6 protein-coding genes are annotated in these 13,186 nt (G+C 69.8%); 1 reads left to right on the top strand and 5 read right to left on the bottom strand.

Annotated elements, in window-relative coordinates:
• The first annotated feature begins 161 nt into the window (after window positions 1–161).
• Window positions 162–1,871, top strand: a complete 1,710-nt coding sequence (locus WMF27_RS15815) for a glycoside hydrolase family 43 protein (RefSeq protein WP_437768050.1) — start codon at window positions 162–164, stop codon at window positions 1,869–1,871.
• Between the two features lie 48 nt (window positions 1,872–1,919).
• Here the strand turns inward: WMF27_RS15815 and WMF27_RS15810 are convergent, their stop codons facing one another.
• The 5 genes from WMF27_RS15810 to WMF27_RS15790 all read right to left on the bottom strand — a co-directional run bounded on the left by WMF27_RS15810 (window position 1,920) and on the right by WMF27_RS15790 (window position 12,984).
• Complete coding sequence (locus WMF27_RS15810) at window positions 1,920–4,982, bottom strand: hypothetical protein (RefSeq protein ID WP_437768051.1); 3,063 nt, start codon at window positions 4,980–4,982, stop codon at window positions 1,920–1,922.
• Window positions 4,983–5,093: 111 nt separating this feature from the next.
• Window positions 5,094–5,666 carry a hypothetical protein gene (locus WMF27_RS15805; RefSeq protein ID WP_437768052.1) on the bottom strand — a complete coding sequence of 191 codons (573 nt, stop codon included), beginning with the start codon at window positions 5,664–5,666 and terminating at the stop codon, window positions 5,094–5,096.
• Window positions 5,666–8,431, bottom strand: a complete 2,766-nt coding sequence (locus WMF27_RS15800; RefSeq protein ID WP_437944240.1) for a type VI secretion system Vgr family protein — start codon at window positions 8,429–8,431, stop codon at window positions 5,666–5,668. Before WMF27_RS15800 ends, WMF27_RS15805 begins: the two co-directional genes overlap by 1 nt.
• A 13-nt stretch (window positions 8,432–8,444) precedes the next feature.
• Window positions 8,445–10,718, bottom strand: a complete 2,274-nt coding sequence (locus tag WMF27_RS15795; protein WP_437944239.1) for a type VI secretion system Vgr family protein — start codon at window positions 10,716–10,718, stop codon at window positions 8,445–8,447.
• Window positions 10,719–10,758: 40 nt separating this feature from the next.
• Window positions 10,759–12,984: a type VI secretion system Vgr family protein gene (locus WMF27_RS15790; protein WP_437944238.1), complete on the bottom strand. Its 2,226-nt coding sequence runs from the start codon at window positions 12,982–12,984 to the stop codon at window positions 10,759–10,761.
• Between the last annotated feature and the right edge of the window lie 202 nt (window positions 12,985–13,186).

Below are 13,186 nucleotides of genomic sequence, written 5' to 3'. Positions count from 1 at the left end.
ACCACTCGATCGACACAGCGCGCCGTGACGCGAGAGGGACTGTCTTCAGCGCGCCCGGCTCGAGCATGAAGGAATCGGCCTCGGCCGCTCGAGCGGCCGTGATCAACGGCTCTGGACCAACAGGTAAGGTGAACATGCGTCGCTCACGTACATTGGCGAGAATGGCTTGTTGCGGGGTCGCGCTCGCCTCGGTCGGGCTCGTCGCGAGCCCCTCCGCGCAGGCCGATTACCCCATCGCCTCGCACCGCTACCTCGCCGACCCGGCCTCGCTGGTGCACGACGGGCGTGTCTACCTCTACTGCTCGAACGACGACGACAACGTCAAGGCAGACGGCTCGGACGGCAGCTACGAGATGGCCTCGATCGTTGCCGTCTCGAGCAGCGACCTGAAGAACTGGACCGATCACGGGGAAGTGCTGCGCGTGCCCAGCGCCGCCTCCTGGGCGACTTTCTCGTGGGCCCCGGCAGTCGTGGAGCGCGGCGGCACCATCTACATGTACTTCGGCAACAGCGGGAACGGTATCGGCGTTGCCTCGAGCGACAGCCCGACCGGACCGTTCAAGGACGCGAAGGGCAGCGCCCTGGTGACCTCGAACACGCCCGGCGCCTCGGGCCCGAACATGTGGCTCTTCGATCCGGGCGCCTTCGTCGACGACGACGGCCAGGCGTACCTCTACTTCGGCGGCAACGGCGAGCAGAACGCGCGCGTCATCAAGCTCAATGACGACATGGTGAGCGTCTCGGGTTCGGCCACCGCGATCACGGTCCCGTACTTCTTCGAGGCCGCCTGGATGCACAAGCGCAACGGCCTCTACTACCTGTCGTACTCGACGAACCCCGACAATGCCCTGCGGATCGACTACCTCACGAGCACGAGCCCCACGTCCGGCTTCACCCACCGTGGCACGGCGGGGCCCCAGCCGCCGAAGAACAACAACAACAATCACGCGGCGATCTTCGAGTATGGCGGCTCCTGGTACCACGCGTACCACAACCGCGCTGTCGCCACCGATGCCGGAGAGCCCACCGGCTATCGCCGGAACATCGCGCTCGAGCCGCTCACCTACAAGGACGACGGCTCCATCGTGCCGGTGACCTACACGACGGACGGGGTCAAGCAGACCGGGAACCTCGACCCCTATGCGCGCGTCGAGGCCGAGACCTTCAACGCGCAGAGCGGCATCGAGACCGAGCGCTGCGAGGAGGGCGGGATGAACCTCTCGTTCATCAACGGCGGCGACTGGGTGCGCCTCCGCGGGGTCGACTTCGGCGAAGGGGCGGAGAGCTTCCGCGCGCGCGTCGCGAGCGGCGCGGAGGGGGGCAGCATCGAGCTCCGTCTGGATGCGCGCGACGGCACGCTCGTGGGCACCTGCGCGGTCGCGGCGACGGGGGGCTGGCAGACGTGGAGCGATACGTCGTGTGAGGTCGACGGCGCCACAGGCGTGCACGATCTCTATCTGGTCTTCACCGGCGGCGGGTCGAACCTCTTCAACATGAACTTCTGGCAATTCTCGCCCATCGGCGGCGGGGGTGCCGGCGGGGGTGGCGCGGGAGGAAGCACGAGCGGTGGGGGCGACGGCAGCGTCAGCGGCGCCGGCGGCGGCGTCGGCTCCAGCTCCAGCTCCGGCTCCGGAGGAGCGCCCTCGACGGGTGCGGCCACGGGTGGAGGGTCCCCCAGCCCAGCGCCAGCCGCCCAGGCGTCGTCGGGGGGCACCTCCGGCGGGGAGTCGGGCGATCCGGCCGGTTGTAGCTGTCGCGCGGCGAGCCGCGCTCCATCCGGAGGTGCCCTCGCGCTGACAGCGCTGCTCGCGGCGTCCCTGGGGCTCCGGCAGCGCGGCCGGAGGGGGCGTCGTCCGGGAGTGACGAGCTAGAATCGGTAGCCCGGCCGGCGATGGCCACATCGCCGCGGGCGCGCGCGATCACTCCGCCCCGGGCCCGATCTCCGAGAACCAGTCGTCGAGCTCGGCGAGCGTCCTGGCCCAGGCCACGAGCGCGGCTTCACCTCCCAGACGCAGGAGGAGCGTGTCCAGGCACGCTCCGTTGTCATAACGTCGATCGTACGTGAAGAGAGGCGTGATCTCGGCGATCGTGGGGCGCCACGCGTCGGGTGAGGCGCGCTCTCGCCATACGTCGCACAGGCTCTCTTTCGACATCCAGGGGAACATGCTGCAGAGCGTGTCGTCCGACTCCTCGGGGGGCTCGCGGAGCACCTCCTTCACCGTATCGGCGACGGCGGTGGACAACCTCTCCCTCGCTTCCGGGGAGAGCGACGGGAACACGGCCGCCCACGCGGACAGCCTGTTCGACGCTCGGGCAGCGCCGCGCACGAGCTCCGCGAAGCGTGCCGCGTCCTCCTCGCCCTTCAGCGCCTTCCCTACCATCTCGAGCATTCCAGACGCTTCCTCGTCGTCCAGGTCCGGACGCACGAGGCGCTCCACGTCGGAAAACGAGCCCAGAGCGACCGCGATCTCCAACTCGGCCTGATGCCGGTCGTCGTCTCCCTCCATCGCGGCGCAAAAGCTGGTCGCGAGGTCCCTGTCCCCGAGCGCCACTGCACGGAGGGAGAGCGCCGCGAGCGCGTCGTCAATCTGAGAGCCCATGCACGGCAACACCTCCTGGTGAATGTAGCGGAGCTCCTCCAGCGTCGCCGATTCCGCCCAGTTCTTGATGGTGCGGTCCTCGCCGCGAAAGGTCTCTGGCGGTACCGATATAAACATGCGTACCAGTTCCGCTCGGACGTCCGCCGTGACGAAGGATATGAGCTCGGAGGCGACGTAGTTGCGGTCGGAGACGTCCGTCCGCTCTTTCACCTCCGCGAGGGGAGCATCCTGCACCTCGGCCGCGAGCCACGGAGGCAGCCGCAGGCAGCGGAGCGGCCCGAGCGCATCCGTGGATCCTCGCGATTCGCCTTGCCAGTGACGGACGAGCGCGCGGGCCTCCTCGGGAACGAGCCGGTTCCATTCACTCTCGGGAACATGAAAAAGAAAGCGCTGCGCCATGAGCGGAAATCGTTCGGAGGACAGCAGCCATCCCATGGCTCGCTGAACGATCGCGCTCGCTCCAGCCGAGGTCTCCAGGAGCCGCTCCGTCAAGACTTCAAGGCGATCTCCGAGCTCCGGCAAGGCGGAGATCTGCGCGTCCACGTCTTCGAGTCGCTCGGCGCGGCGCTCCTCGGGGTAGAGCGGCGCCAGCAGGGCAGCCCAGAACGCACGGCGCTCTGGATGGAGCCCGGCAAGGCGCCTGGCCGCCAGCAGCAGGACCTCCTCCCGCGCGGGGGAGCGCAGCCGCTCGGCGATACGCCGGAGCGCCCCGATCACGAGCGCTTTCACGACACGACGTGCTTTCAGCCCGCCCAATACGAAGCGTCTGCGGTCAAGCTGGTATGCCGACGGGCTCTCGGTCGCGCCCGCGGCCTCGAGCCCTCCGACGGCGCGGTCTGCTTCATGCAGCAATGGCGTTGGCCATGCCACATCCGCCTCGGACACAGCGGGCCGGACCGCCCGCCATAGCCGCAGCCTGTCTTTCTCGTTCAGCGGCTTGGCGAGCTCGATGCCTGCCTCCGGCCGAAAGATCCCCTCGTGGATGGCACCGGCGACCACGTCCGGGAGCGCATGCACGAGCAAACTGATGATCTGCTCGAAGATCGTGCGCAGCCGCAGCGCCTGCACCATGCACCGACCGCGCGCGGCTTCCGACGTCGCCTCGCCGAACGCCGCGTGGCTTCGCCGCCACGCGGCCACGACGAGCGCACGAAAACCGAACGCACCGCCATCCAGGGGTTCCCAGGCGGCTCGCATCGGCTCAGCGATCACGCGATCGAGCTCTTCCGCCGTGGTATCGTGTCGCAAGAAGTGCATCGCCCCGTATCGAATGACGTATTCCGATCGAGCGACAGGGGTGATGCTTCCTTCGGAGCAGCTATCGAGAGTCGCCCGGACATGTGCGGTCAAGAGCGCCTGACCACGGACGTCGCCCAGATGGCTCAAGCGCAGAGCGAGATCTTTCCCGGGACTTCGATGCAGGAACGCGGCGCCATGGGTTGTGTGACAGAGCCATGGCTCGAGCTTCCGCAACGTGGCAGACACTCGTGCGTCGGCCCGATCGCCTCCCACGATCTGGACCAGCTCTGCCCCTGAGATCGGCCCGCTGGCAGCGCTCAAGACACACACGGTATCCGCGTCGACGTCACCGGGCAACGCCGTGGCGGAGCGCTCCGACGGCGTCTCCAGGACGACATCAGACCAATCGTTCAACCAATGAAGGGCCTCACCCCATCGGGCGGCCGTGACACCGGGATCATTGTCCGCAGACACCCACACGCGGACGTTCCCGGGCAGCCCGGCTGACCATCCGATGCGCGACCATACCGCCGGATCATCGTTCTCGTGGGCGCCGTCGAGGACGAGCAGCAGCGGCATCTCGGGGCTCTCGTCACCGTCGAGGATCGGTCGGATGTCATCTGCCACGCGCGGGGCGAGCGCGCGCTCGGACGCCTTTCTGGACGTCAATGCTCGGAGCCGCGCATGCAGCGCGGCGACCCATATCGAGGGATCCGCCATGCCGCCGTGGACCGAGATCGGGATGAACGCCACGCGGGCCAGCCCTCGCCGCGTGAGATGAAGACAGAATGCCCCGAGCAACGAGCTCGCGCCAGAGCGCGCAGGAGCCCTGATCAAGGCCCGCTCGCCTGGACGGGAGCTCGCCCAGAGCGCCTCCAGCGCTGACCACAGGCGCTGCTCGGACGAGGCCGGAGCACACTGCTCGCCGTGAAGCCAGGCCGCCACGGCCGGAGAGGCGAGACAGGCACGCGTGGCCTGCCAGACCCCGTCCGGCGCGCGCTCCAGCCCCCCGAGCAAGCCCGAAATCGCAGCTTCTTCGCCGGTGTCTGCCATCGCCACTTCCGGGTCGGGTCGGTGTTCCGAGATCGAGCCGGCCCCGCCGCCGTCACCGCCGCCGCCGAGAACGAAGACGCCGGGGTTCATCCCCGGGATGGCCGGATGTTGGGGACAGGTGCCGTTCGCATTGCTGTTTCGACGCTCCCTGAGCGAAAGCTACGACAGCCGAGCCTTCCAGCGGACACGCCGCGCGCGCCGTCAGTTCAACCGCAAGAGCCTCCCCACGATCCGGAACAGCCCCCGCGACGCGGCGCTGATGCGGGTGCCGACGATCTCGATGTCGCCTATCTTCTGGATGCGGATCGCACCCCGGCCGGAGCGGAGGAGCAGCTCCTCATCGCCCTCGATGGTGACGTTGGTCGCCTTGAGGTGGAGCGTATGCGGCCGCTTCGTCGTCAGGGCCGCGACGATCAGCGGGGGCTCACCCTCGCAGAGCTCGACGAGCACGGCGTCGCCGCGGGCGCGCGCATCGGCGATCACCTCGGGGTCGACGTCGGGCGCGATCTCGGCATCGACGGGCCCCTCCGCGCCACGGACGAGGATCGACGCCCTCCGCCCCTCGATCGAGGCGACGCGCGCGGTCCGCATGGCCGCGCCGAGCGGCTGCGCCGCCCGCACCGGGAGCGGCGCCGCGGCCGGCTCGGCGAGCACGTCGTCCAGGGTCACGCGCGGCGACTCGGACGCCTCCTCCGCCGTGGCCCCGGCGTCCGGCTCCTCCAGCGAGAGCGGCGCGCCGGCCTCCGGCAAACCACCTTCGAACCGAGTCGCCATCAGACCTCCGAGACCTTCTTCGGCAGCTGGATCTTCGGCGCCAGGATGGTCACGAGCGGGGACGTGATGGTGACGCCGGCGCCGTCGATCACCACCTCGCTGGCGCCGCACTTGAAGACGATGGCGCCCTTCGCCTCCACCTTGTGGAAGGCCCCGATGAACGTCGCAGGCCCCACGGCCTGCACCACGTGAGACCCCTTGAGCTTGTCGACGACCGCGCCGCCCACCATCGCGGTGCGCGAGCCGGTGACCGTCTCGCTCTCGCCCCCGTTGCTGAGGACGACCAGGCCCGTCGCCTTCTCGCTCTTCGAGCCCGTGACGCTCTCCGCGTAGCTGCCGAACGCCACCTGCACGGTCGCGGCGCCGACGTCGATCGTCTTCTTGCCGGTCACGTTGTTGTCGATGTCCTGGATCGCGCCCAGGGCCTTCATCGAGCCCACGTCCTCCTTGTGGGTGCCCGTGACCTTGGCGGTCGTGTGCCCGGGCCCCTTCTCGCGGTCGGTCGCGTCGACGCCATCGACGGCGCCGTCCGGCCCGCCGACGTTGGCCGTCGACCCGCCGCCGCCGCCGCCCCCGTCCATGCCGAGGGCCGAGGCGAGCGCCTCCGGCTTCACGAAGACCTTCCCGGCGAGGCTGCTCTGCGCCACGTTCGACGCGATCGAGGCGAACATGTTGGGTGCCGCGCCGCCCGGCGCGCCGCCGGCGGCGCCGCCCCCGCCCCCGCCCCCGCCCATCGAGGCCGCGAGCTGGCTCGCGCCGGGGATGCCCGACGCGCCCGCGATCATTCCGGGCATGCGGCTCATGTCCCCGCCGGCGACGGCCTGCATCGCGCCCGCGACCCCCGCCGCCTTCTGGGTCAGCCCGTTGATCGGCGCCATCACCTGGTTGATGGCGCCGTCGACCTGCCCCTGGACCGCCGCGATCGCGTTGTTGGCCATCACGCTCGCGAACTGCACCGCCGCCTGCGCCGCGAGCGCGAGCATCGCCTCGAGGGGGTTGCCGTCCATCTCGAACTGGTTGCCGCCCACGGTGGTCGTCGCGTTGCCCTTCGCCGTCAGCGCCGACACCGCGTTCACCTCGACGTTGCGGTTGCCTCCGACGCTGATCGTCTGGTTCGCGCCCACCGTGTTCTGCGAGCCCTTCGTGATCTTCGTCGTCTGGTTGCCGCCGACCTCGAGGGACGCGTTGTTCCCGACGACCGACGTCTCGTTGTTGCCGATGTTCCGCTTGGCGTTGTTCGCCGCGACCGTCTTCATGTCGCGCTGGGCGTGCACCATGATCTCCTCGGAGCCCGCCTTGTCCTCGAAGCGGATCTCGTTGGCTCCGCCGCCGCCCGGCGTGCTCGCGGTCTGGATCGCCGTGCGGGTCTTGCCCTCCGGCAGCGCGTACGGCGGCATGGTGACGCCGTTGTAGAGGCGCCCGGTCACGATCGGCCGATCGGGGTTCCCCTCGAGGAACTCGACGATCACCTCCCAGCCGATGCGCGGGAGCATCATCGAGCCGGAGGTCTGGAGCTGCGCGACCCGCATCCAGCACGACGCCTTGTCGTCGATGATGTCGCTGCGATCCCAGTGGAATTTCACCTTGCAGCGGCCGAGCTCGTCGGTGTGGATCGCCTCGGTCTGCGAGCCGGCGGGCGCCACCACCGTCGCGGTCTGCGGCCCCTCGATGAGCGGGATCGGCGTGATGCGCCGCGGCCTGTACTTCACGGAAGCCGGCACGAGGCGCGCCCGCGCCCTGGAGCGCGGCGTCGCGCGCTCGCCGCCGAGCGCGTCGTCCTCCTCGTGGACGTAGGTGTGCTTCACCGCGAAGAGGAAGTACTCGCCGTCGAGCTCGCCGGCGTCCGTGATCGTGAGCTTCTGGCCGACCGCGAGGCGCGAGCAGACGGTGTCGATCTCGATCGTGCGCCGCTCGACCTGCTCCTCTTCCAGCCGGATCTGCGCGAGCCGCTGCCCCTCGCTCGGCTCGAAGTAGCCGCCCGGGTAGTCGTAGCGCTCCAGCGCGTCGTTCTCGCCCGACGCCGCGGTCGCCGTGAGATCGAGCTTCGGCCGCTCGAAGTCGAAATCGCGGAGGACGAACTTGCCGGAGCGCACGCGCTCGAGCTCGCGGATCGCGTAGATCGCGTCGCGCTCGTCGGCCGCGCTGAGCCCGGTGCGCCGGCGGAACGGCAGCGCGGGGTCGCCCGGGATCGGCCCGGCGACGGTGCTGTCGTCGTCGAAGACGAGGAGCTCGCCGTCGGCGTCGACCTCGACGAAGCTGTAGATGCCCTCGTGCTCCATGAGCCGCGAGATGAACGCGAGCGCGCTCTCCTGGTACTGCACGCAGTACTCGCGCTTCGGACAGTCGCCGCTCAGCCGCCACGCGACCCTGGTGATCCCGTGTTCCTCGAGGACCTTCGCCACGATCTCCTTGGCGCTCATGTCCTGGAAGATCCGCGAGCCTATGCTGCGCGCGAGGAGCGCGAGCGAGGAGACGACGCGGACGGCGTAGCGGACGCCCAGCAGCCCCTCGACGCCGAGCTCGGTGGTGCCGATCGAGGTCGCGGCCTCCACCGTGCCCGCGATGACGCGCGGCGCCTCCCCGGGCACGCCGAAGGAGAGCGCCGCGGGCTTGCCGATCATCGCCTCGAGCTCCTGGTACGTGTGGAGGTACACCTCGACGTCGAGGACGAGCGGCCTGCCGGCCTCGTGGATCGACTCGAAGCGGAGCACCCGGGCCGCGGGGACCTCGTCGATCGTGAAGTGCGCAATCATCTCGCGTGCCACGTTCGCCTCCTCCTCAGTTGTCGAGCACCAGCGCGGCGGTGTCGGAGACGTCGCCGTCGAGCTTCGCGGAGACGCCGATGATCGCGACGCTCGCGGGCGTCAGCGAGAGGATCGACGCGCCCATGACCAGCGTGAGCGCGCCGGTCGCCTCGAAGACGGCGTTGTTCGCCTTGACGAGCTGCGCGCCCCCCGCGAGCTCGGTGTACGTGCCGAGCGAGCTCTCCACGCGGTTCCCGTTCGCCACGTTGACGATCGCGCCGCCGACCTTCACGTTCATCGATCCGCCGACCTGGACGCCGCGGCCCGACTTGACCGCGATCACCTTCGCGCCGGTGGCCGTCTCGCTCCGGTCGCCCTGGACCGTCACCGAGCGGTGCCCCAGCGCGAGCTCGACGAGCGCCGCGCCGACCTCGTGGTTGAAGCCGGCCAGGGTCTGATCCGTGACCGAGCCGACCACGAGATCGATCTGGTTGCCGGACACCGTGAGCGAGCTGTCGCCGGTGACGTCGCGCTTGTGATCCCCGCCGATCTTCATGTCGCGGTTCCCGCCGATCGAGAGCGAGTGATCGCCGCCCATGTCGTCGACGTGGAAGGTCTCGATCTTCATCGACTGGTTGCCCGAGACCGAGAGCGTCTGGTTCGACCCGATGCTGGTCGTCATGCTGTCCGTGACGTTCGTCGTCTGGTCCGCGCCGATCTTCTTCTTGTGGTTGTTGCCGATCGACTCGGTCGCGTTGTTCTTCACCTCGGTGGACATGTCCTTCGAGGCGTTGATGAACATCTCCTCGCCGCCCTTCGCGTCCGACATCCGGAGCTCGTTGGTGCTGCCCCCGCCCGGCGTCGTCGCGGTCTGGAGGGAGCTCTTCCCCGCCTCCTTCGGGAGCGCGTAGGGCGGCGGCGTGAGCGCGTTGTACATGCGGCCCATCACGAACGGCCGGTCCGCGTCGCCCTCGACGTGGCGCACGGTGACCTCCCATCCGACGCGCGGCAGCAGCATCGAGCCGCCCGTCGGCACCTGGCTCGTGCGGATCCAGCGGCTCGAGGTGTCGTCCTTCTTTCCGGAGCGATCCCAGTGGAAGGAGACCTTCACCTGCCCGCCCGCGTCGGTGTGGATCTCCTGCCCCGAGGGCCCGGTGGTCATCGCGGTCTGCGCGCCCGGTATCACCTGCTCGCGGGCGCGCCGCGGGGGCCGGTAGCGCGTGGTCCCGGTCGGCACGCCCCAGAACTCGCAGCTCGACCGGAGGTCGCGCGCGCCGTCCTCCGCGCCCGCGCGGCCGGAGAGCTCGAAGCTCCGCGGCCGGCTGCCGGCGATGCGCGCGCGTACGACGAGGTACTCCTGGTTGAGCGGGTCGTAGGGGTGGCCGTCGACCGAGAAGCGCCGGCCCGGGAGCAGCGCGAGCGAGCCGGTCTCGCCGTGCACGACGTCGCGCTCCGCCTGCACCGAGTCGAGCAGCACCTTGGCGAGCCGCTCCGCGACGCTCGCGTCGGCGGTGCGCGCCGGGTGCTCGTAGATCTCGAGCACGTGCTCCCCGGGATCGATCCCCTCGGCCGACGCCTCCGGCTTCGTCGAGGGCTTCTCCGGGTCGTAGTCGCGGACGAACACCTTGTCGCTCCGCACGGAGACCTCCCGCGAGAGGCGGACGACGCGATCCGCGAAGCCCTCGACGCCGAAGTCCTGGAAGAACGGCAGCGAGGTCGCGCCCTCGATGTCCTCGAGGCCGGTCGGCGAGTCGCCGAAGACGACGACGTCCTCGTCGTCCTTCATGTGGATCGCGAAGTAGATCCCCTCCTCGGCGAGGAGGCGGTGCACGAAATCGAGGTCCCGCTCGCGGTACTGGACCGTGTAGACCCGCGTCGGGTGGGGCTCGGTCACGCGCCAGTCCTGCTGGCCCCCGGGCACGCCCGCGCCCTCGAGGACCTCCTTCACGATGTCGACCGCGCTCTTGTCCTGGAAGATCCGGCAGTCGGAGCGCTGCCCGAGGTTCCAGAGCGCCGGCGCGACCTCGATCCGCAGCGTGGGCACGTCGTCGGGGTCGGGCACGAGCTCGGCGAGGACGATGGTCCCGGCGAAAGAGCGCGTCTGCGTGTCGTCGCTGCGCGACAGCGTGAACACCGCGCGCTTGCCGAGGACCTCCTTCGGCCTCGGCAGCGCCGCCTCGTCGTCGAGCAGCTCGCACTCGAGGCGGGTGAGCTCCGAGAGCTGCTCCGTGAGCTCGAAGCGCAGCACCCGGTAGATCTTGCCCTCCACGCTGAGCGAGGGGATCGCGAGGACATGATGTTCAGCCACTCTTCACCTCTCTCTTCACGTCGCTAGCGCTCATGGGCCCTCACGATCCGAGCTTCATCGACGCGCCCATCTTGACCACCAGCGCGCCCTTGACCGCGATCTTCTTCCCCTTGATCACGACGGGCCCGCCACCGAGCTTGAGCTCGCTGCCGCCGCCCTTGAAGGCGCCGACGGCGCCGAGGAGGGTGATGAGCGGCGCCTGCACCACGAGATCGCCGTCCAGCTTCTGGTAATGGAGGCCGCCGACCATGTTGGTGACGCCGAGCGCCACGTGGGAGAGCGAGCCCTTCGTGAGGTGGAGCTCCGCCGCCAGCGAGGTCTGGTCCTTGTTGGCCGTGATCTGCTCTCCGTGGCTGCCATTGATGATCTGCGCCTTCACGGCGCCCACCGTCTCCGTCATCCCGCCGAGGACGTTGTCGTTGATCGAGCCCAGGCTGCCGGAGAGCTGCAGCGCGCCGACCTTGCGGCTCATGTCCCCGGTGATGGAGTGCCTGACGCCGTTCGAGATCGTGATCTGGTTGCCGCTCACCGTGTAGGAGCGGTTGCCGGTGACCTTCTCGACGTAGTTGCTGATCGCGTTGGTCGTGTCGTTGCCGCCGATCGAGATGCTCTGGTTGCCGGTGATCTTGTGCGAGAGCACCGCGCCGACGTCGAGCGATTGATTGCCGGCGACGGAGGTCGAGTCGTCGACCTTCACCGAGCGGGAGCCGTTCACGCTGATGTGCTGCTCCTCGTTGACCGTCACCTCCTCGACCTTGTCGTTCTTGATGGTGACGTTGAGGTCCTTCTGGGCGTGGATGCCGAACCCCTGGCTCCCCGCGGTGTCGGACATGCCGATCTGGTTGTGGCCGCCAGCGCCGGGCGACGACATGCTCTTGAGCGTGCCGGACGCCTTGGCGGCGGGGAGCGCGTCGGGCGGCGTCTTCTCCGCGTTGTACGTGCGCCCGAGCACGAGCGGCCGGTCCGGGTCGCCGTCGAGGAACGCGACCGAGACCTCCCAGCCGACGCGGGGGAGGATCATCGAGCCGCCCATCGCGATCTGCGAGACGCGCAGCCAGCAGCTGGAGGTGTGGTCCTGCTGGCCCTGCCGGTCCCAGAAGAAGCGGACCTTGATGCGGCCGTACTTGTCGACGTGGATCGCCTGCTCCTGGGTGCTCGACCCGGTGACGACCGCCGTCTGGATGCCGCGGATGCGCGGCCGCCGCGCGCGGCGCTCGGCCGCGAAGGGCGCGCCCTTGGGGACGCCGCGGAAGTGGTTCTCGACGTCGTAGTTCGCCACGCCGCCGGTGAGCGTCTGGTTGCCGCGCGAGACGAGGCGGGTGACCACGAACTCGCCGTTCAGGCACGGCTCCGCGGCGCCCTCGACGGCGAACGGCTCGCCCACCTTGAGCCCGGCCGCGCGGCTCTCGCCCTCGCACACGTCGGCGTCGGCGGAGAGCTCGCGCATGCGGGCCTCGGCGCGGCGGGCGCCCACGCTCCCCTTCGTGAAGCCGGCGGGGTACTCGAAATAGGGCAGCGCGATGGCCTCCTTGCGGGGCAGCGCGGACTCCGGCTTCACGTCGGGCTTCTCGAAATCGTGGTCCCGGAGGTGGACGAGGCTCGTGCGCAGCGCGCGCGTCCTCGTGAACTTGGCGAGCGGCAGGCTCCCGGGCAGGCCGCCCTGTGCCATGCGGAAGCTCACCGGCAGCCCCTCCTCCACCTCGAAGGCGGCGGGGTCGTCGGTGATGATCATCGTGTGCCCGGCGGCCTCGTGCCGGAAGTAGTAAAAGAGGCCGTTGTCCTCGAGGAGCCGCGAGACGAAGTTGAGGTGCGACTCGCGGTACTGGACGATGAACTCGCGCGGCTCGTACTCCTTCGCGATCCGCCACTCGACCTTGTCGCCGAAGCCGGCGTCCTCGAAGACCGACTGCGCGACCTGGACGATCGTCTTCTCCTGGAAGATGCGGCACCCCTCGCGGTGCGCGAGCGCGGCCAGCGCGGGCCGCAGGCGGACGTCGAACTGGCGGCTCTCGCCCACGATGTGCGCGAAGCCGGCGCGGTCCACGATGCCGTCGTACAGCCGCTCCTGGCCCGACGTGTCGACGACGCGCAGGCAGAGGCGGCTGCGCAGGCAGTCCTCGACCCGGAACGAGGCGTCCAGCGTCGCGAAGCGCACCTCGACCGTGTAGGGCGTGGAGATCGCCTCGACGGCCTCGAAGCGGGTCACGGCGACGTCCGCGGGGAGCTTGTCGCCCTCCAGGGAGAAGGTGGCGAAGGTAGCGGCCATTGGCGGCATGGTAGGCGATCGGCGGACGGCGCCAAGCCCTGGCGCTGGAATGCGACGCGGCGCCGACGCGGGAAGAGGGGCGTGGGGGGCGGATCGTGCGGATCCGAGACCCTCGCGTGCCCACCGCGCGATCCGAGCTCGCCGCGCGCCCTGCGCCGCGCGCGTTCGCGGAGCGCCCGAGGCCCGGGACCAGCGCGAGCGC

This window comes from Sorangium sp. So ce281 (genome assembly GCF_051527395.1).
Lineage (GTDB): Bacteria > Myxococcota_A > Polyangia > Polyangiales > Polyangiaceae > Sorangium > Sorangium cellulosum_B.
Note: the sequence above shows the minus strand (reverse complement) of the source record. Positions and strands in the feature narration are given on the sequence as shown.